This window comes from Pseudomonas fluorescens, assembly GCF_001623525.1.
In the GTDB taxonomy this organism is placed as follows: domain Bacteria; phylum Pseudomonadota; class Gammaproteobacteria; order Pseudomonadales; family Pseudomonadaceae; genus Aquipseudomonas; species Aquipseudomonas fluorescens_Q.
In genome coordinates, this window is the sequence record NZ_CP015225.1 from 1,470,060 (window position 1) to 1,493,228 (window position 23,169).

General features: G+C 52.6%; 25 protein-coding genes, 2 tRNA genes and 1 pseudogene. 11 read left to right on the forward strand and 17 right to left on the reverse strand.

Annotated features, from left to right (window positions below; translation table 11 throughout):
• Window positions 1-20 precede the first annotated feature (20 nt).
• A complete protein-coding gene (locus tag TK06_RS06335; RefSeq protein ID WP_063321324.1) occupies window positions 21-1,226 on the forward strand; it encodes an NAD(P)/FAD-dependent oxidoreductase in 1,206 nt (401 codons plus the stop codon).
• Between the two features lie 199 nt (window positions 1,227-1,425).
• Here TK06_RS06335 and TK06_RS06340 read toward each other — a convergent pair whose 3' ends face one another.
• Window positions 1,426-2,328, reverse strand: coding sequence for a LysR family transcriptional regulator (locus tag TK06_RS06340; RefSeq protein WP_063321325.1), 903 nt, complete (start codon window positions 2,326-2,328; stop codon window positions 1,426-1,428).
• A gap of 82 nt (window positions 2,329-2,410) precedes the next feature.
• Between TK06_RS06340 and TK06_RS06345 the strand changes: the two genes are divergently transcribed.
• The 5 genes from TK06_RS06345 (at window position 2,411) to TK06_RS06365 (ending at window position 6,998) form a co-directional block, all read left to right on the forward strand.
• A complete protein-coding gene (locus TK06_RS06345; RefSeq protein ID WP_063321326.1) occupies window positions 2,411-3,340 on the forward strand; it encodes an SDR family oxidoreductase in 930 nt (309 codons plus the stop codon).
• Window positions 3,341-3,482: 142 nt separating this feature from the next.
• A complete protein-coding gene (locus TK06_RS06350; protein ID WP_063321327.1) occupies window positions 3,483-3,692 on the forward strand; it encodes a hypothetical protein in 210 nt (69 codons plus the stop codon).
• A gap of 280 nt (window positions 3,693-3,972) precedes the next feature.
• Entirely contained in the window at window positions 3,973-4,626 is a 654-nt protein-coding gene (locus TK06_RS06355) for a cysteine hydrolase (RefSeq protein ID WP_238992649.1), read from the forward strand.
• Between the two features lie 1,050 nt (window positions 4,627-5,676).
• A complete protein-coding gene (locus TK06_RS06360) occupies window positions 5,677-6,381 on the forward strand; it encodes a hypothetical protein (protein WP_063321329.1) in 705 nt (234 codons plus the stop codon).
• Window positions 6,378-6,998 carry a hypothetical protein gene (locus TK06_RS06365; RefSeq protein ID WP_063321330.1) on the forward strand — a complete coding sequence of 207 codons (621 nt, stop codon included), beginning with the start codon at window positions 6,378-6,380 and terminating at the stop codon, window positions 6,996-6,998. The genes TK06_RS06360 and TK06_RS06365 overlap by 4 nt, the downstream gene beginning before the upstream one ends.
• A gap of 182 nt (window positions 6,999-7,180) precedes the next feature.
• On the opposite strand, the gene TK06_RS06370 is transcribed toward TK06_RS06365, so the two are convergent.
• Window positions 7,181-8,089 carry a hypothetical protein gene (locus tag TK06_RS06370; RefSeq protein WP_063321331.1) on the reverse strand — a complete coding sequence of 303 codons (909 nt, stop codon included), beginning with the start codon at window positions 8,087-8,089 and terminating at the stop codon, window positions 7,181-7,183.
• A 184-nt stretch (window positions 8,090-8,273) separates the two neighbouring features.
• Between TK06_RS06370 and TK06_RS32935 the strand changes: the two are divergent.
• The 5 genes and pseudogenes from TK06_RS32935 (at window position 8,274) to TK06_RS06385 (ending at window position 10,729) form a co-directional block, all read left to right on the forward strand.
• Window positions 8,274-8,484: pseudogene (locus tag TK06_RS32935) on the forward strand (hypothetical protein).
• Window positions 8,485-8,908: 424 nt separating this feature from the next.
• Window positions 8,909-9,382, forward strand: a complete 474-nt coding sequence (locus tag TK06_RS30630; protein WP_086936587.1) for a hypothetical protein — start codon at window positions 8,909-8,911, stop codon at window positions 9,380-9,382.
• A 122-nt stretch (window positions 9,383-9,504) separates the two neighbouring features.
• Window positions 9,505-9,750, forward strand: coding sequence for a hypothetical protein (locus TK06_RS06380; protein WP_063321332.1), 246 nt, complete (start codon window positions 9,505-9,507; stop codon window positions 9,748-9,750).
• A 27-nt stretch (window positions 9,751-9,777) separates the two neighbouring features.
• Window positions 9,778-9,942 (forward strand): hypothetical protein, encoded by a 165-nt coding sequence (locus TK06_RS32555; protein WP_161951731.1) that lies wholly within the window; start codon window positions 9,778-9,780, stop codon window positions 9,940-9,942.
• A 109-nt stretch (window positions 9,943-10,051) separates the two neighbouring features.
• Window positions 10,052-10,729 carry a DUF2971 domain-containing protein gene (locus TK06_RS06385; RefSeq protein ID WP_063321333.1) on the forward strand — a complete coding sequence of 226 codons (678 nt, stop codon included), beginning with the start codon at window positions 10,052-10,054 and terminating at the stop codon, window positions 10,727-10,729.
• Between the two features lie 715 nt (window positions 10,730-11,444).
• On the opposite strand, the gene TK06_RS30635 is transcribed toward TK06_RS06385, so the two are convergent.
• The 15 genes from TK06_RS30635 to TK06_RS06440 all read right to left on the reverse strand — a co-directional run bounded on the left by TK06_RS30635 (window position 11,445) and on the right by TK06_RS06440 (window position 23,052).
• Window positions 11,445-11,657: a KTSC domain-containing protein gene (locus tag TK06_RS30635; RefSeq protein ID WP_086936588.1), complete on the reverse strand. Its 213-nt coding sequence runs from the start codon at window positions 11,655-11,657 to the stop codon at window positions 11,445-11,447.
• Between the two features lie 8 nt (window positions 11,658-11,665).
• A complete protein-coding gene (locus TK06_RS32690; RefSeq protein ID WP_203417406.1) occupies window positions 11,666-12,145 on the reverse strand; it encodes an ATP-binding protein in 480 nt (159 codons plus the stop codon).
• Window positions 12,146-12,179: 34 nt separating this feature from the next.
• Window positions 12,180-12,413 carry a DUF87 domain-containing protein gene (locus tag TK06_RS32695; RefSeq protein WP_203417407.1) on the reverse strand — a complete coding sequence of 78 codons (234 nt, stop codon included), beginning with the start codon at window positions 12,411-12,413 and terminating at the stop codon, window positions 12,180-12,182.
• A gap of 73 nt (window positions 12,414-12,486) precedes the next feature.
• Window positions 12,487-13,440: an ATP-binding protein gene (locus TK06_RS32700; RefSeq protein WP_203417408.1), complete on the reverse strand. Its 954-nt coding sequence runs from the start codon at window positions 13,438-13,440 to the stop codon at window positions 12,487-12,489.
• Window positions 13,437-14,063 (reverse strand): SIR2 family protein, encoded by a 627-nt coding sequence (locus TK06_RS32705; RefSeq protein ID WP_203417409.1) that lies wholly within the window; start codon window positions 14,061-14,063, stop codon window positions 13,437-13,439. Before TK06_RS32705 ends, TK06_RS32700 begins: the two co-directional genes overlap by 4 nt.
• On the reverse strand, window positions 13,969-14,532 hold the full coding sequence (locus tag TK06_RS32710) for an SIR2 family protein (protein ID WP_203417410.1): 564 nt from the start codon (window positions 14,530-14,532) through the stop codon (window positions 13,969-13,971). Before TK06_RS32710 ends, TK06_RS32705 begins: the two co-directional genes overlap by 95 nt.
• 139 nt (window positions 14,533-14,671) lie before the next feature.
• Window positions 14,672-16,081: a DUF2130 domain-containing protein gene (locus tag TK06_RS06395; protein WP_063321334.1), complete on the reverse strand. Its 1,410-nt coding sequence runs from the start codon at window positions 16,079-16,081 to the stop codon at window positions 14,672-14,674.
• Window positions 16,082-16,772: 691 nt separating this feature from the next.
• Complete coding sequence (locus tag TK06_RS06400) at window positions 16,773-17,126, reverse strand: HNH endonuclease (RefSeq protein WP_063321335.1); 354 nt, start codon at window positions 17,124-17,126, stop codon at window positions 16,773-16,775.
• 257 nt (window positions 17,127-17,383) lie between these two features.
• Complete coding sequence (locus TK06_RS06405) at window positions 17,384-17,674, reverse strand: hypothetical protein (RefSeq protein ID WP_063321336.1); 291 nt, start codon at window positions 17,672-17,674, stop codon at window positions 17,384-17,386.
• The gene (locus TK06_RS06410) at window positions 17,674-20,148 is read right to left on the reverse strand and encodes a toprim domain-containing protein (RefSeq protein ID WP_238992596.1); all 2,475 of its coding nucleotides are present in this window, start codon (window positions 20,146-20,148) and stop codon (window positions 17,674-17,676) included. The genes TK06_RS06405 and TK06_RS06410 overlap by 1 nt, the downstream gene beginning before the upstream one ends.
• Before the next feature lie 122 nt (window positions 20,149-20,270).
• Window positions 20,271-20,492, reverse strand: a complete 222-nt coding sequence (locus TK06_RS32940) for a helix-turn-helix transcriptional regulator (protein WP_063321337.1) — start codon at window positions 20,490-20,492, stop codon at window positions 20,271-20,273.
• 77 nt (window positions 20,493-20,569) lie between these two features.
• A complete protein-coding gene (locus TK06_RS32395; protein ID WP_123358466.1) occupies window positions 20,570-21,229 on the reverse strand; it encodes a hypothetical protein in 660 nt (219 codons plus the stop codon).
• The gene (locus TK06_RS06430; RefSeq protein ID WP_063321340.1) at window positions 21,220-22,539 is read right to left on the reverse strand and encodes a tyrosine-type recombinase/integrase; all 1,320 of its coding nucleotides are present in this window, start codon (window positions 22,537-22,539) and stop codon (window positions 21,220-21,222) included. The genes TK06_RS32395 and TK06_RS06430 overlap by 10 nt, the downstream gene beginning before the upstream one ends.
• Window positions 22,540-22,699: 160 nt before the next feature.
• A tRNA-Leu gene (locus TK06_RS06435) sits at window positions 22,700-22,786 on the reverse strand.
• A 192-nt stretch (window positions 22,787-22,978) separates the two neighbouring features.
• Window positions 22,979-23,052 (reverse strand) — tRNA-Cys (locus tag TK06_RS06440).
• Between the last annotated feature and the right edge of the window lie 117 nt (window positions 23,053-23,169).

Sequence of the window (23,169 nt, forward strand, 5' to 3'; positions counted from 1 at the left end):
CACACTACGGAAACTCATATATGAAACAAAAAATTCTGATCATAGGTGCCGGCTTCAGCGGGATGTGGAGCGCGCTCAGCACCATGCGCCTGCTCGATCAACAGAAACGCCAGAACATCAGTGTGACCCTGCTTGCCCCCCAAGCGGAACTGCGCGTACGCCCACGCTTTTATGAAGCGGACCTGGCCAGCACTGTCGCTCCGCTCAGTCCGTTGTTCGATGCCGTAGGCGTGCACTTTGTGCAGGGTAGCGCCACGCGGATTGATACCGACGGCCAGCGCGTCAGCTATCGCGACGCCTCAGGTAGCGACGCCGAGCTGTACTTCGATCGTCTGATCCTGGCCTCTGGCAGCCAAGTGGCCCGTCCTCCTTTGGAGGGTATCGAGCGCTTCACCTTCGATGTCGATAGCCTGGAGTCGGCGCAGCGATTGCAAGCGCATCTGCAACAACTGGTTCTGCAGCCGGAGAGTGCTGCCCGCAATACAGTGGTCGTCGTCGGCGGTGGCTTTACCGGTATTGAAACCGCCACCGAGATGCCGGCACGTCTACGCGCCATCCTTGGCGAGCAGGCCGATATCCGTGTGGTCGTGGTGGATATGGCCGAGCAAATTGGCGCAGCCATGGGGGAAGCGATCGCCAAGGTCGTCGCTGACGCAAGTACCAGTCTGGGCGTCACCTGGCGCCTGGGCAGCCCAGTTGCCAAGGTCGATGAGTACGGTGTGTATCTCGCCAACGGCGAACGAATCGCCTCAAATACGGTGATCTTTGCCGTCGGCGTAAAAGCGTCATCTCTGACCCGGCAAATACCTGGCGAACGCGACGCGCATGGACGGCTGCACGTTGACCGTAACCTCAAGGTGCTCGGCCAGGACGCCATCTACGCCACGGGCGATACCGCATATGCGGCCGTGGACGACCAGGGCAACCACGCCCTGATGACCTGCCAGCACGCCATCGCCTTGGGCCGCTCCGCCGGCAACAACGCAGCGGCGGATCTGCTTGGCATCGAGCCGATTGCCTATAGCCAGCCCAAGTACGTCACTTGCCTGGATCTGGGGGGCTGGGGTGCGGTTTACACCGAGGGCTGGGAGCGCAAGGTGGTATTGACCGGCCAGGAAGGCAAAGAGCTGAAAGTCCAAATCAACACCCAGTGGATCTACCCACCGGCAACGGATCGGGAAATCGCTCTCCAGGCGGCCGATCCGTTGATTCCCGTCGTGGCTTGAACCCCAGCCGCAACACGCAAGCAGACAGGTCAAGCTGCCCAATTGAGAAGTAGAACGGGACTGGCGTAAAGGCGTCAATCCCGTTTGCCCTCGGCAGGGAGACGCCGCGCGGCGATTACGCTGACCAGAATGTATGTCTTGTCATGAACTAGCACTGACACCATTTAGCTTGCAACAGGGTAACCGGTTCGATCATGGCTCACCGGGAGTCAGGCATGATCTCTCGAACCAGATCAATAAATGCCCGCAGACCGGCCGGCATATGGCGGTTGCTCGGGTAAAAAACACATAGTCCGGGATACGCCGGCGTCCAGTCCTCTAACGTACGAACCAGGCGTCCAGCATTCAAATGCTCGGCAATTGAAGATTCATTTACACAAATGATACCGATCCCCTGAAGTGCCGCATCGACAATCAAGTGCGGACTGTCGAGGGTCAAGGTCCCTTCAACGTCGATAACCTGCTGCTGGCCTCGCTTCGTAAATTCCCAGCGGTAGAGTGTCCCACTGGCAAAACGAGTGCGAATGCAGTTGTGCCTGGCTAGGTCGCCCGGAGTTTTCGGCATTGGGCGCCGGGTAAAATAGACGGGTGAACCAACTACAGCAAATCGTAATGGTGGGCTGCAAGGTACTGCGATCATGTCCAATGGCACGCTTTCGGCCATTCGGATCCCGGCATCAAAGCCCTCGGCGACGATGTCCACCAACGCCGTACTGGTGACGATCTCCAGACGCATGTCGGGGTAGCGCCGAAGGAACTCTACGATCACCGGTGTCATGATCATTTGAATTGCGCCTTCGGAAGCATTGATACGCAAATTGCCGCTTGGGGTATCACGAAACTGATTGGCCGACTCCATAGCGCTGGAGATGTCTGCCAACGCCGGCCGGACTCGCGCCAAAAATTGCTCCCCGGCTTCGGACAATGAAACGCTGCGAGTCGTGCGATTGAACAAACGCACGCCCATTCGATGTTCCAGCATTGCAATCGCGTGGCTCATTGCCGATGGGGACAGGCCGAGCTCGGCGGCAGCCCGACGAAAATTCCGGTGGTGGGCCAAGGCGACTACAGCGTTGAGTTCAAGCAATCCGGTCTTTTGCATTGTGCTGTTTCTTGCATTAGTTCATGCCATATTAGCCTGATTGTTTGAACGATTGCCGAGGATTATGGTGTATCCGAAACCCATGCGCGATGTACGTCAGCGTGGGGCGAACATCAAACCAATCGGGAATCAAATTATGACTTCAACCGTGCTCATCACCGGCGCCTCTACCGGATTCGGTCGTTCCACCGCACAGCACTTTGCGGCTCAAGGCTGGAATGTCATTGCCAGCATGCGCAACGTAGCTGCCGGCGCTGAACTTGCGGGGCCCGCGAATGTGCTGGTCACGCGACTTGATGTGCAGGACCCCGCCAGTATCGAGGCCGCGATCAATACCGGTATCGATCGCTTTGGCCAGATCGACGTCTTGGTCAATAACGCCGGATTCGGTCTGTTCGGCGTATTCGAAGGCACCTCGAATGAAAAAATTCGAGAACAATTTGACGTTAATCTGTTCGGCGCCATGGATGTCATCCGGCACGTACTGCCATCTATGCGCGAGCGTCAGTCCGGTGTGATCATCAACGTCACGTCCGGCGCCGGGGTGTTCGGACTGCCCATGCTTTCGATCTATACCGCCAGCAAATTTGCCCTGGAAGGTTTTTCAGAGTCGTTGTCGTATGAGCTGGCATCCCAAGGCATCGTGGTGAAAATCGTTGAGCCGGGTGGGGTGATCAGCACTGGGTTCGGTGTTCGTTCGGCGAGCGAGCTGGCGCAAGTATCACCTCCCACGGATTACGACGTTTTTATCAGCCACACGGCCAAACTATTCGAGAGCTTGCGTGAACAAAGGCTGTCAACCTCCGATGACGTAGCACGGGTGATTTTCGATGCGGCGAGCGATGGCACCGACCGTCTGCGCTATTTAGCGACGCAGGACATCGAATCAATGGTGCAGGCGCGCCGTGGCACCACAGAAGAGTCGTACATGGCCCTTATGCGCGAGCGATTTGGGATAAGGGGTTCGGCTGACAAGGCGGTTTCCCCCACCGTTCGCCACAAGTCTAAATAACAACGATTCACAACTCTTAACGAGCGCGCGTCGGTCAATACCGTGACTATCCAATGACTTGATTGATGTTCACGATGAGCACAGTAACCAATAACCCGGCCTACAACTTAAGCGCAGATTGCCTTGTATGAGGGGGCTTGAGATGTTCGAGATTTTGCTCGTCGTAAGCGTATGGATGACGGTTCAGTGCTGCCTGAAACGGCAGACTAAGCAGAGCGTTCAGGAGGCCAGTCTGATTCCCTTCGCCGATGATCCGGAAGTGGCACGGCGAGTGGAGCTGGCCACCGGCAAGGTCGTGAATGCGGTGGCACCAGAAGAGGCAAAACCGGGTTGGATCAACCTCGATATGTAGCCCAACACTGCCGCCTCAGGGGAGCTCGGCAGTGTTTGAGGGTCCATGTATCAAGCACCGGATCGGCCAGGCCGGGTAACTTTTTTTAATTCACAGCAGCTGAAAATTGGAGAAGACCATGTCCGACAAGTTACGCCCCGTAAGTCGACGCGCCTTCGTGGCCGGAGCCATGGCTGCTACCGCAGCCACTGCGCTGCCTGTCGTCGCCGCCGACAAGCCTGTCGCCTCAGCTCGGGAAAAGTATGCAGACCCCAAAGACCCGGCGCTGCCCAAGTCGTCGATGAAGCTCGATACTACCCGCGCGGCGCTGGTGGTCATCGATCCGCAAATCGACTTCATGAGCGACAAGGGCAAGGCCTGGGGCGTCGTCGGTGAAAGCGTCACCGAACAAAACCTTGTGCCGAACCTGCTGCGGTTGTTCAAGGCGGCGAAGACGGCGGATATCACCGTGGCCATCTCTCCGCATTATTACTACCCACATGATCACAAGTGGAAGGTCCAGGGCCCTGCCGAGCAATTCCAGCACGACATCAAGATCTTCAATCGCCCCAGTGCCTTGAGCCTGGAAGGATTCGTCGGTTCAGGCAGTGACTTCATGCCCGAATTCAAACCTTACATCGAAGACAACAAGACCATTGTTTGCTCACCACACAAACTGTATGGACCGCAGGTCAACGACCTGACCTTGCAGTTGCGTAAACAGCTCGTTTCCCAAGTGATCCTGGTCGGCATGCTGGCCAACCTGTGTGTCGAATCACATCTGCGCGATCTGCTGGAGCAAGGCTTCGAAGTCGCCATAGTCAGAGATGCCGTGGCGGGGCCGAAACTCCCGGAAGGCGATGGTTACGCGTCGGCGCTGGTCAACTACCGTTTCATGGCAAATGCGTTGTGGACGACCGAAGAGACCGTGGCCATGCTGGGCGGAAAAGCCTGAGCAAGACAGGATCATGACTCGATGCATGCACCGAAGGCTTGAAATTTCTGGCTGTACGGAGCACTCGAAGGAGCACTGTGAGATCCTGGAAGCATTTCCGCGGCGGTTGTAACTCTTCATTCGCAAACAAGCAAAACAAGCAAAACAAGCAAAACAAGCAAAACAAGCAAAACAAAAAGGGTTGCATGAGAAACTTCATACAACCCTTTGTTTTATATGGTGCCGAAGCCGGGGTCGAACATACCACCTAAAGAACGCTAAATTACTGGACGTATGCATTATTAAGATCGACATGTATACCTAAACGTATACCTAAAACAGGAAGTACCCTTATCTTCTCCGCCTCCAGTCGGTCGCCTATGCCGACGCCCTCCCCCGTTTTGCCGTCGCCGGGTAGCGCTTGTGATCATCATTGTCTCCCCGTTTAGGGATGGTGGTTAGGAATGCACGTTTTGAAGAGATGGAAAAATAGTTTGGCCGCAGGAGCCGATTCTGCGAATCGCTAATCCTTTTGACGCAGCACCTCCCAACATTCCCCCAAATTCGCCCAAGACGGCGATTTCGTAAAAAACTACGAATTAATGATTGAAACAGGCGGGGATCGGTCCTTCGGGCGAAGACTCCAGACTTTTGACCTCCCCCTACCCAATGTCAATATCGAGCAGCACCAACTGCCCTAATTGCGTTGCCCGATGGCGAATTACGGATAAACAACCAATCAAGCACGCGCCGTCGTATGCGACCCTGCGCCGGGTCTCGAATTACCCGCTAGGAGCGATTACGATTCGTGATCGGAGTCCGCTTTGATTATTGACCGAGAACGGCCAGAAACGGACGTCGGCAGAAGCCCCCCCCAACCCACGGGGGCGTGATACAGACCGCACCTGTTTACTAGCATTAGTATCAGCTGCTTGAAGCGACCTGCTCTAGTGCTCATGAAGAAGATTTGCCTTGTGTTCACGGCAAATTCAATGTGTAGTTTTACACCAAGAAAATCGACATGGTATACAAAGCATAACTCATGAACTCGCTACCACAAGGAAGTGAACAATGTTGAATGCCGTCATTTCTGGCAAGAAACGAGGCACTGGGCTTGAAGGTGCCCGGTTGATACTCGGCCAAGCAGAGGGCTCGGAAGATGTGATCACGGCGAGTGTCTTCGAACGTCTTTCTTACTTGCCAGACGATTTATTCAGTTCCACGTTAACCACGTTGTTGGGCGTAGCCTTTGGTGCAATTGAAGAGATCGACTTTTGGCCATCGTGGTACCTGCCTGACGGTCGTCGCGTCGAACCCGATGTAGTGATAAGCGATGGGCAACAGTCGCTATTGGTGGAGGCCAAGCGTCATGACTATTCTCGGCAACAATATGCAGGGCAGCTGGCGGCAGAGCTGCAAGCCGGTTGGGCTGAGGGCAAGCTTGCCGAAAACTGTATATTGCTGACTCTCGGCGGCTTGACCGATATAAGCCACAGCACACATAAGGAGCTGTATCAAAACATCATCACAGCCCTACCTGTTGGCAATGACGCCCGATTCAAACTGGTCTGCTGTAGCTGGCAGCGGCTGTTCTGCATATTGGAAGACGAGCTGAAGAAAGACTCTGAGCCAGGACTGCAACGGATGCTTTCCGACGTCTCCGACTGCTATTCCTGGCATGGTTTGCACACTCATCGCATGTTATGGCTAAGCGCACTAAAGCCAATCCATTTAACTACAAACCCAAGTATCTTCGACAAGTGGAATCTAAAATGAATCAAGATCTTAACGCGGCCTTGCTCGATGTCCGCCGCGCTTATCGTTTACTGGCCAACTACCAGAAACGTCAATTTGATCTGCTTTCTTACGTCCGCAACAAACTGGAGGCCGTATCTTACTATCAAGATTATGCATTTTCTCGCCAAGGCGACCTGCGCGGATTGGAAAACCAAGCCAGTGCCGGGTTGCGTTTCCTGCCCTTCCTGGACATATCTGCGATCTGGCTGCGTCACCAAAACCAGGATGAGTTTTGGGACAATCACCTACCCGGCGATTTGATGTTTGGTGCGTGGGTTCGCAGTGATACCGGATTCGATAAATATCAAGGTATCTACACTAAAGAAACAGCCGAGGTATCTAAAAGCATCCTCGTTCTATCTGTTGTAATTTGTGACAAACCAAACGACAACCCAGGAAACTGGTATAACAAAGTCTGGAATCCACTGCCTTATCCTGAGGATGGCGAAGTGGGTACCACCGAATCCGTTCCAGGGTATCGCGTGTATTCCAATAGTATCGACTTGGCTGAGTTGGCCGACCAGCTTTCGGTGGATGCAGCCATCGAAAAATGGCGCAAAGATGCTGCAACTGCTCTAAGCGTCTCACTGATATGACGGTTTCAAAATATTGAATATCCTTGGCGGAACAGCTGACGCTGTTACAGTTGCGACTCCTTTTGCCCCACTATTATTTTCAGAAACGGTTAAAAAATGTTCGGTGCCTGCTGAGTTATTTGTTTTTTCAATGCAGCTCCCTGGAATCAATCAAGGCCTTTAGCATCAAGGCCTTCAAGGCATCACGACTCGCCACGATAAATGTCGAACAGCTCGCAAAAAAAACGGTTGTAGGCCGCAGATCGCGGGTCCCGCCGCACCACCGCTCGAAGATAGAGCGAATGCACAGATGGCCTCCGTCGCGAACCTTGCCGGATGGATTCACCCCAGACTTCGCCCGTGACCGTTACCCGAGGCGCCTGTCGTGCCACAGGAATGTGCGAATAACACCAAAGCTGCGCCCAAACGTTGGGCCAAAGATTGGATGGTAGGGACTGCCGGGATAGCTTGATTTCCACCACTAGCACATGCCCGGTTTTTGCATTGCGAAAGACCAAGTCCGGCGATGCTCGCAGCGGTTGGCCGCGCACGAGCAGTTCATCCAACTCGACGAACGGGACGGTATCGCTATTTAGGTGCAGGCCCTGATGCATCAGGCGCCAACCGTCGCCTCGCCTCGCCAGCATGTTGGCATTGGCGATAGTCCACACCTCTCTCGCGCCTATGTACTCACGGTTGCCAAGCTCGAAGATCAACTTTTCCGCCTCCAGGCCGCGCTTCAACGCATCTTCATCATTGCCTGGTCGGCCATAGAGGCTATACACCCAACTCCCGAAGGCCGATGCCGTAGCTTCTGGACATTCGGGTCGCATGGCACGCGCTTTGGCCAAAAAAGCTGAAGGTTGTAACTCGAATGGGCCTAGGGATGGAGGGCGATGTTGCTCCCAATACATCCCGCCTCCGAACATATTCTCTCGATATACCTGTCTTGAGACTTCGTAGCCGTCATATACCTCAACATCATCAAATAATGCGCACATGCGTTCGTTTACCAGCCGTTCACGCGCTCGGGGACGCGCCTCATCGCCGGCGTAGTAAATGAGATCTATTGTCTTAGCACCTTCAAACGAAGGTTCATGGTCAGAGTCCATTGCGGTGTCCACTCGAAACAAAAGGCCCAATTCGGAGATGAAACCTCACTCAACCAAACGGTGATTAAGCAGGCTACACCGTAATCATCCACTTTCCTCCTAACCGTTGGGACTGGAAGCTGTGTTGGCTGGACGCTTACTCTCAATCATCACTGCTACGCTGATTTCTTACGGAGAATTCACGATACCAAACTCTGACCTGCTCCCTTCCCTGCTATTCAAGATCATCGAAAACCAACTCGCCCTTAAGGCCGCCATCCTGGAGCTTTCAAATTGGGTCAAGCAGCGCAGATCGGCCGACGACGCACGACAACGTGCGCGGCGCCTTGGAAGCCATCGATAAGTATGAGGAGTTCATCAAGATGACGCTCGCGGTGATGATGACGCCGGAGTGAAAGCAAACCGACAGCTTTCGGCCCAGAGTGTGTAAAAACACTTCGCCAAAAATTGAAGTGTGAACATCTACGTTACATCTGAAATTTATCGGGACGTCAGCAAATGTGGATTTCGCGTAAAAACGCGATTTCCAGTCCGATTTTGAGTACCTATCGCGCTCAAAAACGTTTTTACACAGTTTCGGCCAAAAGCAGTCAATCGTATTAAATCGATGGGGCTGGGATTGTGAGCGGCTCTCTCCGAGGTTAGTCTTGTGCTAACCCGAACACCACCAGCTAAGGGAACCGCAGGAATGGTGTATTCAATCCATGCTTCTACCTCGTCCTGTCTATCCCAGAGCGGTCTGCTGGTCTCATCTCGTCATGTTATCTACCACATGGTTCGTTTATACGCACAATATTACCCAATAAGGTTTTGCCATACATGAAGTATGAGGAATTAGAAACTCTTGAAGCCTACTTAGGCCTTGTTGAAGCAGAGCTTCTGAAAGAAGAAAGGCAGCAACCTGTTGCGTACCCCAAAGAAGACACTTCACCATGGAATAGTTCGGAGCTTGAATCAAAGAATAGCGAACTGCTTGATCTAGTGTCCGGCTCGGCAAATATCTACGCAATATTCACAGCTCCCAAAGGTTCAAATGAATACTCTTTACGCTATATAGGAAAGAGCACTAGAAAATTAGCCCGACAGCGGGTCAGAAATCATCTTTTCAAAAAGCATGAAGCAACCGGATCAAAGCTCTCCAGCGTAATACAGCACGTGGAGTCTGGCGGCAGCATAAAAATATCGTGGCTCACAATAAAACCCGAATCCTTGCGAAATTACTTAGAAGAAGAATTAATCCAAAAAAATAAATCCGCCAACTGGAACCGTGAAAATGCAAAAAAAACGGTTTAAGGTCGTTCGTTTCGCACACTCTAGACATTAGGCGATCAGCAATGGACGAGGACGACCACGTACGTGACGTGTGGGCCTTCTATGGACTAGCCATGTACTGGGCACAGTGCGTGGAGTAGTCCATGTTCACTCATCTTACGTTTTTGGACTTCTTCCCCAAGAACGTGAAGAACTTTAAGGACTCAGAGAAGTGGGCTTCAGACTTTGATGCCTATGAAGAGAAAGAACTTGGTAAAACAATGGGGCGGTTGCTTCAAAGGATGAAGGATGAAGGGCAACCTACAATCGGAGTCTCCACACTACTGTCCACGACTTTAGAGAAGCGCAACTGGCTAGCGCACAGCTACTTTTCCCATCACGCCGTCTAGCTCACGCACGAAGCAGGTCGAGCGGGAATGATCGAAGAGCTACAAGGCATAACCGATCTATTCCGTGAGGTCACCGCCAAACTCGATACCATAACAATGCCAATTGCTCGTCGTTATGGCTACACCGAAAAAATGGAAGCGAAAGCCAGAGAGGAATTGTTCGTTGAACTGAGCACGCAACACAAGCCATGAACGCGCCTAGAAAATCGCCTAACTGGTCGGTCAAGCGGACGCTTGCCCTGGACGTTAGGTACTCAAAGATAGCGACAAGGAAACGCTCCGTGCACAAGCGAGGGAAAAAATGAAGCTGTACTACTTAACTTCAGAGAAGTGGGCGAAAGTCATTCTGCATGAGCGGCGCCTCAAGCTATCGACCATAGCAGAGCTAAATGATCCTTTTGAGTTACTCGGTGCATCAATAGGAGAACCTGCTGCACGCAAAGTTCTTAGGTACGTCCAAGGGCGTGTCGCCGATACGTTCGGCTTGGTGTGCATGAGCACGACTTGGCAGAGTCCGGTGATGTGGGCGCACTACGGCGACAAACACAAGGGCGTATGCCTAGGCTTTGAGGTGATCGAACACGGGCTCCGCGAAGTCACCTATGAACCCAAAAGACTTAACAAACTTCTTGGGGAAAATCCCCGCTTGGGCAATGTGACTGCCGAAGTACTGAACACGCTACTCACAACCAAATCGGCGGAGTGGTCCTATGAGAAAGAACATCGCTTGATCGTTCGCTTCGACAATGCAGTGTCAGGCCCCAATGGAATGCACTTCCTGCCGTTCAACAATGAACTCCTTACGTTAAAAGAAGTAATTCTAGGCAGTCGTTGCGATTGGACTCTGCAAGCAGTTAAGCGTGCGGTTGGCAAAGTACCGCATCAGGTCTCGCTCAAACGAGTGCGCCCGTCGTTCCAAGATTTCAAAATGGTTCAACAACGCAAGGAGCCTATTGTCTATGTCAAACCGAAAACCTAGCTTTGTCACGTAGCGCCTGACTACGTAGTTAGTGTCCGCTATGGGTCTAGGATGAATGAAAACGTTTTGGAGCAGGTTTTACAGTCAGGACTGGAATGAAAATCGCGCTCCTACGCAAATTTCCGATCTGGCTGATGAACCAAACGCTGGCAGATTTTACGTAGCAACGCAGACTTCAAAACGGCGCATGCGTTTTCACACAGCCTCGGTCGGTTGTAGCCCTTTGAGCCGGGCAGAAATCGGCCAGAAGCAGTCAGTCGGTGGCCAGAGGCTGCTCAGTCCCTTAATACGGCCATTCGCTAGAACGGTAATGAACACCATCAACAAGATGAATGACCATACGCCCCAACAACCCTGCGAATTATTCAGAAAAACTTAAAGAACTACGTAAAATTTAGACTGCTTTTAGGACGAAACTTTAAAAATAATGCCGTGTGGTGAAGAACTCCCACAGAGTTCACCCGTCGATATCCGACGCGTCACCCTATGGATACGACTTGGACCACCCAGGTTGTTCATCCACGATGTCGTTGCTGAGCATGGATTATTTTGACTAGACTAAAAGTTTGGTGCGCATTCTTGCTGAGCCAAATCCTAAAGATCAGTGATCTAGAGCCGTGATTCACCGAGGAGGTTGCATCACGATGCGAACCTCCTCTGAACAAAGCGTGATCCATGAAAGTCAAACCAAAAAAACATGTATCATGTAACAGTCCTATCCAACACGGGAGAAACTGTACACATTTTTTACCCGGTGCGCTAAATAACCTCCCACGGAAGATGCGGTTATCAACTCCTGGTAGACATGTTCAGGCACATCGTAATATTCGTATACCGCCCCATTCAAGAACTCCACTTCGAGAATTTGCGATGACTCGTCATGTCCAACCGAGGCGATATTTGAAGAGCTAACAGATACACGTTCCATGATTTCTCCTATTGCGCACTATCTTGGTTTCTCCATGCCCGAACAAGCTTGGAGTAATCTTCATCACCGCGTGCAGCGTTCCACTTTTCGCCAATTTTTGGGTCTCCGCTGTTAGGGTATTTATCATCTGGTAAAACATTGAATCTGCACCGGGTAGGGAGCTGTGCTGCTTCTCCTACTATAATAGCCTCCCCTGTTCTAAGGATGGGTAGTGAGTCAACAATCCCGGCCAAGCCATCGGACATAGCTGCTTTGACTATCCCACGATCCGTCGAGTTATTTATACGCAGCGATATAATTGTTCCACACTGAGATAAAATAGTTTCATCTATCTCGGATGGACGTTGACTAACAATCATGGCGCCGACTCCAAACTTGCGACCTTCTTTAGCAATCCGCTGCACCATTTCTTTTGCGTGCCCACTCTCTGACTTCCCAAGATAACGGTGGGCTTCCTCAAGGACGATAAGAAGGGGACGCTCACGCATCCCCTCATTGACATTTCTCCCCCAAATAGCTGACTCAAAAATAATATCGAGAACTGCCCCCCAAAAGAAGCGTCAACCGTGCCGAGGGCATGCCGGACAAATCAAATATCGTTATAGGTTTATCATGCCCAAGCCAATTCTCCAGAAGCCCATCTAAATCTTTCTTGATCTTGCCCTCTTTGTCTGGATTCCAATCGCCTGGCTCCAGCAAGAACGAGTATTGCGTATCAAGCAGCCTTGATTTCATCAAATCAAGCTGCCTCTTCATTGCCCCAGTTCCGCCCTTCTTCGGTAGTGATGCACCAGCCCCAGGAGGGAGAAATTTAGGGGCGATCAAATCATCAAAAGCCCCCCTCCCCACCAGGAGAGTATGCTGGCGTAGTCATGGCGGCATCACTGTAATTAACACCGTCTTCATGGCAAAGCTCATACCATATCTTCTTTAATCTATAAGGAAGCGGCGTGTTACTTGTTATTTTATCAACATCAATGTTTGGTATATCATTCTCAATGGTGCCAAACCTCTTTTCATCAACGGTTTTATCCATAAAAAGTGATCGCTGAGAATCGTTTGGATTATTGCAAAGAAATTCAATAAGCTTTTCTGGCGAGATACACCAAAACGGTATGTACAACTGATTTTCGCCCGAAGGCATGATTGAAAAGGTCTTGGCGACATCGCTAAGTGCTGGACCATATTCACCATGAATATCTATCAGCAAAACCCTCGCAGATGGTAAGGGGGATTCATCAGGCTTGATCACCATCGATCGAAGAATGCTTGCCGTGCTGGTTGACTTCCCAGATCCGGTAGACCCCAAAATTGCGGAATGGCGAGCGACAAGCTTATCCAGATCCAAGCTTATTTCAATTCCTTCCGAACTAGATAGGCGGCCAACTTGGAAGTGACTATTCAAGTGCTTTCTGAAAATTAATTTCAGGTCGCTCTCGACGACAAAATGGACATGATCGCCGATGCTTGGGTATTCGCTTATGCCGCGATCAAAATTTCCACCGATGGATTCTCCCACTAGCTCCACTTTGATCCATTTTCTCTCCGAAGACATTTTGGAATCGGCGTCGACAGTTGAGGTTTCACTAGATTCGGAAATAACTCCGTATAGGTGGTTATACCCCAAAGGAATTTTCACGAAGCTTCCGACTTGCCCGATTCGATAATTGCGTCCTTCCAAAACAACAATTCCAGACTCCACTGAGGCCGCGAGTTCAACGGCCACCGAAGAGCTTGAAACGGCGCTTACAAGGCCCAGAAACGTTGGCTGGATGATTGTCATATTATCTCCTCTTGCACTTCCTGTGGTACCGGAGGAACTGCATCTTGAGATATATCGCTACCAGCAGTTGCCAGAAAACGAGCTAGCCGTAGAAAATCTCCAAGCAGAAATTTATTGTCTTTATAGTATTCTGCTCGAATTTCATGCCAACTTTTGGTTGGAGGGGTTCCGATTTTCCACTTTGCTTCTACTCCATTAATCACAGCGCCATCGCTACAAAAAACACTTATTCCCGGGCACTTTAGCGCCAATTCCTTGGCGGCCTTTTCATCTGCCAGACCATTGAACTGAAAGGCAAATAACGCGGCGGTGGGGTTCGCCATTAGGCACTCAAGCAGCCTTGATGAAATGTGGGCATCCGCAAAAGAAAACCCGGTGCTTAAAATTAATGTATCTGGTTCAAGGATGAAGTTCTTCAAACGATCAAAAAGAGAAGAAAATGGGGCTGCTTGCGTTTGATCGTACTTTATGTGCGATGGATAAACCATATTGGCGCTTTTAGCATTCGGTACGCGTACAACCTCTCCATTAGCATTTGATTCCCAGCCAATGGAGCCATGAAGTTTCCAAAGCCTTACCCAACGCGGGGGGAAGATCATTTTTTGAAATGCTTGAAGGATCAAAAAAAGCGCTCTTGGAACCGCTGAACCCATCAAAATAGGGTGTTCGAGCCCGCTCCAAGGCATTTTCAATTAAAAGATCATAATTTGTTGTAAAGATTTCAATCGCATACTTTCTATTAATACCGTTAATCCACGATACAAGTTCAGAGTATGGATTTGCGCCCAATGGCAAGTCCTGCGCAACCACTTCCCGAATCGAATTGCATATTGCCTCGGATAAACCGGAGAAATCTTTTTCCGTATAATCAAAGAGCTTACCATCGCCTACAACCTCTGCAAGCATTCTGACACGCGATAGCACCTTCTCTAAGTTTGAGTCCGAAAATGAGGATTTTATTTGATTGTAAACTCCCCGCTGACTTTCCGAAAGTTTATCTAACACAATTTTCTCAAGGCCGGCGATATTTGGTATCAACGGCTTCCAAGTGCCTGCCTCACCTATGTTTATGCTAACGGGGGGCCCCTGCACCTAGCAGTATTCCTATTCTCTTTCTTCCGTTTGTAGCAAGCTGGCGAAATCCAAACATGTGCTGATCGGGGTTGTGCGAGGTATTTTCCATTTTTTACCTAATATATTAATTCAACGACCCTGATTGATTGAATAGATACTATTTTCCTGGATTTGCGACATTGCTATTAAGATCGGAAAATTTCGCAGCCATAGTTGGGTTGCCGCGGGTAAGTTTTTTTATCGTAACATCCTGCGCCTTGTCATTCGCTAGACGAAGGTTTCGGTCGGTACCTAGCAATGCCTCCTTCGTCTTTTGGAGATGGTCGATTGACTTATCAATTTCACTAATCGCCGTTTGAAATCGCTTTGAGGCCAGGTCAAAGTTTTTTCCGAATGCTGACTTAAACCCCTCAAGCTCAGTTTCAAAATTTGTGATGTCGATGTTTTGCGCCTTCATAAGCGCAAGCTCAGACTTGTACTTCAGGGAGTTCATAGCCGCGTTTCGCAGCAGCGTTATGATTGGAATGAAGAACTGAGGCCTAACGATATACATTTTTGGAGATCGGTGAAAAACATCAACGATTCCCGTGTTGTACAGTTTGCTCTCAGGCTCCAGAAGGGATACCAATACAGCGTACTCGCACCCTTTCTCAATGCGATCTTTATCAAGCTCTTTTAAGAAATCTTCATTCTTATTTTTAGTTGCAGTTCGGTCATTTTCATTTTTCATTTCGAACATAATGGAAACGATTTCTGTTCCTGCCTCGTCCGAATCGCGAAATATATAGTCCCCTTTACTTCCGGTTCGTGCATCATTGTCTTTTTCGAAGTATGCTCTTGGAAAGGCTGTGGCTCGAATACGGTTGAACTCTGTTTCGCAGTGCTGCTCGAGGGTCTCACCAACCATCTTTGTCGATAAGCGTGCTTTCATATCTCTGAGACGCTCGATAGCGTCATCACGATCTTTGATCTGCGTTTCGTATTTATCCTTGAGCGATTTTTCTGCAAGCTGCTTTTCTAGTTCTGCTTTTTCGAGAGCACTGTGCAGCTTATCTCGCTCTTTCTCGACAGAGCTAATGGCCTCAGTAATCGCAAGCCTTTTGCCGATCTCTATAGACTCGAGCTTAGATTTTAACTCCTGAATTTCAGAGTCTTTGGTCGCTGCGCTCTTCTGCAATTCATTTAGAAGCTTCGCTTCAGCCAACTTTGAGGCAGATTCTTGTTCGCGGCGTGTCTGCTCAAGCTCGTAAGCAAGCGTGTCACGCTCTCTCTCTACAACGCTTAACGCCTCACTGACGGCGAGTTTTCGCGCGACCTCTTCAGTATCAATCCTGGACCGCAGTTCTTGAATTTCTGCATCCTTGGTCGTCGCTGACCTCTGCATTTCGGTAGCGGCCTTGGCGATCGCTAGCTCAACGGCATTCCGCTTATCTTGCTCAGCCAGTTCAAGTCGCTCATGCAGCTGCTTCTCGAAATCGGTATCTCGAACCTGTTTCAGGATATCTGCGTATCCAGCCTCATCAATTTTGAACGCCTTTGCACAATGCGGACAGATAATCTCGTGCATGTTTTCGCCTCCGTGCAGTTTCCTGAGCTTTCCTGGCGCCTACGGCCCGACTTCCAGCTTCAGGCCTGCGCGCTTCGCTTGCGTGCGTATCGGCATACCAGAACGGTCGTTGCCGGGTCCCCTGACTCCATCACCTTACTCGCGACTGTAGCACATGGCCGCGTGCCATCAAGTCGTGCCACGCCATTTCCCCGCTGCGCCTGTGAGTCCAGATCAGTGTTTCCCACCACCCAGGCTAGGAACGCACCAAGGTTCTGTTCCGCTATCTGCCGACCATGAGCCATCAGGTGTTCTTCTCTGACGAGTCGCCTTTCACCCATGCGTGCTCAGTGCAATTCAAACAGTCTCGATGCTTTTGGCAGGGCAGCATCGAATAACCATCTGGGTCGATTGCTGCATGTGGCGAAGGGCGGCAATTAGCCGATTCTGTTGAAAAAGTCGGCCATGGTTTGCTCTGCAGAAAAGTGCGCGTCTGAGATTGAAATCTTTACTTTATGCAGAGGCATCCGGACTCGGATTTCACTTAGCAGCGTGCAAAAAAGGCGTTTCACCAGTCAATGATCAGGCAGTTTGGGCGGACCGACTTTCTCAACAGAATCCGCCGATTTCTGTCTGTTGCCACCTTCAGCTTTGGGCCGGGTGATCGGCTCCCGATAGACGCGTTCCAGAGCAGCCAAGGCCACCTTGGTGATCAGAACAAATGGGGACCTGTTTGGAGCGGGTGCCAGCCACCTTTGCTCAGCCGCTTCTCCACTAGAGCCTTGTACTCCTGCGGCTCAGGCGCGTCCTTGCGCTTATGACGGCGCTGATTGCACCACTGGCAGGCGGCAGCAATATTGGACTGGGTATCTCTTCCGCCATCCTGCCTGGCGACTAGATGCTCGGCTGTGCACTGGAAGTGCCTAGCCTGCCGAAGGGAAAGGCCGTGGCGGCGGGCGAAGGCCTCCGGAGTATCCCGCCACATCTGGAAGCCGCAGTAATAGCAGCGGCCACCTTGGCGATCGAACGCAGCGAAACGATGTTTGATAACAGATTTATGGGCCATGGCGGCCTCCTGTATGTAAATGGAGGTCCGCTGCGCCTAATAAGGCAAGAAACGGTACCAGTCGAGTCACTCGAACCGGCCCAACATCGCCCCCTTAAGGGAACGACAAGAGCAAATCTATGCCAAAACAAAAGCAGTGATCAAGTAGTCTGGAGGCAACCCGAACTGGTCAAGTATTCCCGGACACCCATGCAGGCGAAATCATCACCAATCAACTGCGTAAAAGAATAAAGCCCGGTAGTTGTCCGGGCTCAGCACTACATGACCTGCGCGCCAGGCCACAGCATTCGGGCTTCAACCAAGGCTTCGGCATGAGTCATTGGCTCACCGATCATTGTGAAGGGACCGTACCCTGTCACGGACACTGTCCAGTGACTGCGTCGGGCTTCACCATCGTTGGCCGCCACTTCGACCATCAGCTCCAAACGGTGCAACTTGATATAGCGGCGCTCCTCCTGTGTCAGCCTGATAGATGGCCAGACGATTAAGCGGTTACCCACCACCTTGGCACTGAACCCGCGATCACGGAGATAGTCGATAACTTTCATCAGAAGGCCTCCGCGTCGGATTCATCGAAGACCATGTCCGGCGAAGTACCGGTGTTGTCGGGGGATAGTTGCCGACTCGAAGTCCTGCAAGTCCCAATGTCCTGCTCGGGGTGATCGTCTGGCAGGACATCAGGACTTGCAGGACATTGCTTCGATAACTTTCTCCCGATGCCCCACTTCACCGTCCCCCCAGATTTACCCAGGGGCTTGCACTCGATGCCTATCTGCCGAAGAGCTGGAGCGGCACGTCGCAGGGCGTCCCCTAGCCCCTTCGCGGAACGCGGCCACGAATCGCAGCCGGTTGGACGGTACTGTTCCAGGGTACGTAGAATCTCCTTTACCGGGGCGGTAACTCCGTGCGGACGCGCCTCGACCAGTTCCACTACGGCAGCAGCTACCGGGCTAGCGTCAATGGTGCGAGCCAGACTTTCCTGCCGACTGGAATTGAACTCGTGCAGGAAATCCTTGGGCTCATGTCCCGCTGCGGCGGCGACAGCCATACCCAGGCGAGCGAATTCAACCAGCCGCGGACGCTCGTCAGCGGGGATGTGCATCTGCGGAACTAACTCCAGCGCCTTGGCGAAAATATCCAGCAGCGCCCCCAGCAAACACGGACGCTCGGCTTCGTGTTCCCGCCAAAGGTCTGTCACTTCCAGCCGCTCGCTGATAACCGGCGTCTCGATAGTGATCGTTCTGTCCACCAGATCTTGCGCCGTGACTGCCGCTGATATTCCATTCAGCACGACAGGGCGCTTCACGCTGATAACACTTTCGTCGGCATCCGAGTACAGCTTGCGCTTGGCAAAGCCGCCTCCGGTTGCCAATACGCACATGGCATCCTGAGTTGCTGCGGGCAAGTGCGAGACGTTCTCCAGGCTCACTACCGCACACACACCAGCAGAAACGAATAGGTCTTCCGACGACTTCGGTGCACTGCGCAATGGGCAGGAGTTCGGATCAATGAGCTGGCGCAGTGCTGTTTGTGTCGTGCTCTTCGCACTCCCCTGCTCGCCCAGCAGCTCTAGCACTGGATAAGGCGTATCAGGACGCAGGCATTCGATCAGCCAAGCCAGGGCAAGCAGACGGGAGCCGCGCGGGATGTTCGCCACGTGCCAAAGTTGCTCGATCGATCCACCCGGAGCGGGAGCCGGAATCGGCTGCATGGATTCAGGTCGAACGAACATGGCCTCGGGTGACTCGGCGATCTCCCACTTACCCGGCCGGATGTGAACCGCTCGACTACTGCCTGGTACAGCCAGGTCGAGAAAGTAATCACCAGCGGCACCGGCAGTGCGCAGGTGTACCTCCTGACAGTCTCCATGGAATCGGCCGAGGCCGGCCAGGGTGCCCAGCGCCTCCCGGACCGATTGATCTCGGGGCGCCTTTCCACTGTCGGAGTAAAAGCCGGCGACCAGTGCATCTCGGAACTGGCGCGCGGCTAGATTACGCACTTCGCCCGTCGTGCGATCCTTGGCGAAGACGTCCTTGTTTTGATCGTGGAACAGCTCGAAGCGTTGCTCCACGAACTTGACCAGCAGAGAAGCCTGGCTCTGTTTTTCGTCAGCATCATCACCGGGCTCGAAGTGTTCCTCGTCTGACTGCTGATCGTCGTCTTCGAACTGCTGTTTACCGGGAGCGTCCACCATTTGCAGGAGTTGCTCGCCGGTGCCGCCCGCGTCCAGCCAGTCGGATACATCGCCCTTCGGCAGCAGCCCAGGAAGGCAGAGCACGCGAACTCCGGCCTCTGCCAGACTTAGAGCCCGACAAACCTTGGCGGCGTGCTTATGTCCCGGTTCATCGTTATCAGCCAGAATCACTACGCGGCGACACGCGAAGAATTCGTTGAGCGCATCAGGCCACTTGCCAGCGCCGCCGGCGTTGCAGGTTGCGACCAGCCCCAGCGATTCCAAGCGCAGTACGTCCTTCTCGCCCTCCACGACAAACACTGGCTTACCCAAGGGTGCGTGCAGCAACTGCGGCAGACGGTAGGGAACCTGACGCACACCCTTCACAGACCACACCCAGCCGCCTTTTCCGTCCGAGCGGCGCTGGCGAAAGTCCTTTGGCTCGTAGCGAACAACTTGAAACAGAAAGTTGCCGTCTTCGTCGGTGTAGTCATAACAAGCCGACATGCGACGGCTGGCCGGTAGGACATTAGGACTTTCAGGACAGGGCGCCGGCTGCTTTTCTTTTAAGCCGTGCTGCTCAAGCCAGCCCATTTGCTCAGCCCGACTTGTGATGCCGGTTTTCCAGGCAATCAAATCCAATACGCCGCCACCGCGCCCGTCTTCGTGCGAGTGCCATACCCCCTTTTCCAGATCGACGGATAAAGAGCCATGCGCTCCGAATCGAAACTCGGTCGGCTTGCTCATTGCGGCATTTGGCTCGCCAAGAAGGTACCGGGCTACTGGCCCAATCATGGATTTCAGCCAAGCCGATCCCGCCGGCGCATGGGCGCCGTTTTGACTTTTCATGGGTTACACCCCGCGCTGCTTGGCTTTGCGCCAGGACCAATTAGAAGGAGACGGGAAGAAATCAACGTGCAGGGCGGCCATTACGCGAAGCTTCCAGGAAGCTGTAAGCGATGATGAATGGCTCATACTGCGTCTCTCGCTTCAATCTTGGTCCGTAACCAAGCCTCCACCTCAGCCAAGACGTAATAAGCCGCGGCTTGTCGGCTTTCGTTGGCCTTAATTGGCTTCGGGAACGTCGGGTCTTTCTTGCGGAGTTTGTCTAGGCCAGAGCGGGACAGGTCCAGCCATAGACAGAGCGCTGGCTGACGGATGAGAGCTTTCGGGGGAATTGTTGCTGGCTGCATTTGAGTGACTCCGTATCGGGTACAGAGTCATTTTTGTTGAACCCCCGATTGCTGTCGCAGTGCTCAAAAGAGATTAGTTAGAGGCTTATTTCCCCCCTTTTTGCACGTCGGATCAATTTTTCATATTCGACAATGTCCGCTGGCACCTCGACTCCTGCAGCAACGAGAAGCTCTCGGGCGAGCTCTGCTGCTTTGCGTTTGGTCATCTTCGCTAAGGAAGACTGCCGTAGCTTGTCCGCGGTATCAGCCAACAAATCATCTCGCGGATACTTCGGCTTCACGCCACGAATAGTTGGAGCCGCCTCCAACTTCTGCTCGGTAATGTCCAACACATCGGACACCATGGCGGCCTTCGCCATAAGGTCAGAAAGCAAGCCACCGCTGAAAAAGCACCCATGGCTTCGCCAGCAGGCGTCGTTGATGTAACCCTCGGCGAAAGGAGGGAGATTGTTTAGCCCCCGTAACGTTTCCTGAAGATGCAGTTGCACCTGCCGCACATGGCGAAGTTCTTCGTGGCGCGCGGGGCCTTTTTCCGTTTCGCGGATGACCGCTCTGTAGGACCCAAGCCTTTCCTTGAACCATTCCTGAAGATCGCCGTCGTGATGTCCGGCCAAGTCAGCGATAATTGCCCGCGCAGCATCAGACAGGCTTTCATCGACCAAATCACCTGTACCCCATTCGGGTTGATTGTCGAATACTGGAAGTGCCTTTGATCGCTTGCCCCTTTTTATTTCCATGCTTGTAGCCCCCTCTCCACGCTCACCACATCAGTGTTCCGGTGTGCAAAATCATAGGGCGTGATGTGCTTTTCCCGGTTGGCGTCCAGGTAGTCAGCCCACCACGTCATCATCAGCCGACGCTCTTCCAGGTGCTCAGCCTTGTGGATATAGGCCGCGCGCACGCCGTTGCGCTCTTGGTGGCTCATTTGCCGTTCAACCGCGTCACGCGACCATAGGCCGGACTCGACCAACGCGGAACAGGCCATAGTGCGGAAACCGTGCCCGCAAACCTCTATCTTGGTGTCGTACCCCATACGGCGCAGTGACTTGTTTACGGTGTTCTCCGACATTGGCCGCCAGTAGTAGTGATCGCCAGGCAACACCAGATCAAAACGCCCGCTTAGCCGGCGTATCTGCTCTAGCACTTCAAGCGTCTGGCGTGACAACGGGACAAGGTGCGGAGTCCCCATCTTGGCTCCTCGGTGCGACCTCTTGACGCCCTCGATTGGTGCCCGTTCGCCGGGAATCGTCCACATGCTCCGGGTAAAGTCGAACTCCGACCAGCGAGCAAAACGCAGCTCACTAGAACGAATGAACACCAGTAAAGCGAGGCTTACAGCAAGACAGGTAAGCGGTCGTCCGGTGTCAGCCTCGCAGCGTTGCAACAACTCCGGCAACCGCTCAAGGGGCAAGGCCGGGCGGTGTTTGGTCTTGCGGGTGGCAGTCCCCCCCACCAGATCAAGCGCCGGGTTGTATACGATGAAGTTGCGCTGAACGGCGATTCGCATGATTCCGGCGATGCGCTGACGCAGTCGCCCAACCACATCAAGCGCGCCGCGCTTCTCTACCGTCTTCAGACAGGCCAGCAGGTCGCGGGTTTTCAAGTCGGATACGGGACGTTTGCCCAGCATGGGGAAAAGATCAACCTCAATCTCTTTCAGCACCCTGACCGCGTGATCCTTCGACCATTTGCCGGCCATGCTGGCGTGCCATTCCAGGGCCAGCGCCTCAAAGGTGTTCCCCGCCTCATTGGCCGCCTCGATCTTTGCTTGCTTAGCGCTCTCGATGGGGTCTTGGCCATGCGCCAGCAACTCGAGTGCATCGGCTCGACGCGCGCGGGCGGCTTTCAGACCGAGAGCCGGGTAGTTGCCGAACGTTGCCAGACCAGGCTTACCGCTTGGCTTTTTATACTTGAAGCGCCAGACCTTGGTGCCGGTGGCCCTTACAAGCAAAAAAAGCCCTTGCCCGTCGAACAGGGTGTAGTCCTTTGCGCGGGGTTTGGCGGCCTCGCATTTGGGGTCAGTAAGGGGGGTTACGGTGCGCGCCATAGGTATACGCCTCGATATCGAACCGATATATACCTAAACGTATACCTAAATCGTGGGGCTGTACAGGAACATACGGGGATATTCAGACACAAAAAAACCGGCTACAAGGCCGGTTTCTCTAGGTTTCAGATGTTTACGGGAACATCTGAAATCATACTATTGGTGCCCGAAGCCGGAATCGAACCGGCACGCCCTTACGAGCGGGGGATTTTAAGTCCCATGCGTCTACCAGTTTCGCCATTCGGGCGGTAGCGCGGTTAGCCATGGAAATATCGGCAAAATCCAATGGCCGATGTTCTGGCTGGTGCAGCAAGAGGGGGAATATATACATCCCTCCCCCGCGAAGCAAGGCAGCTCATGTCCTTTTCAATACAAAAGCTTTCAATGCTTCGAAATAAAAAAGCTCCGTAAATCATAGATCTACAGAGCTTTTTAAAAGTGGAGGCCGAAGTCGGAATCGAACCGGCGTAGGTGGATTTGCAATCCACTGCATAACCATTTTGCTATTCGGCCTCAGAACGCTTGATGCGATGCTGCCACATCAACCGCAGTACAAACTGATCAGGAAACAAGCCACTTACTCAGCGCTATCTCCTTGAAAACATTGAGATTTTTTACGTCTCAGTGCGT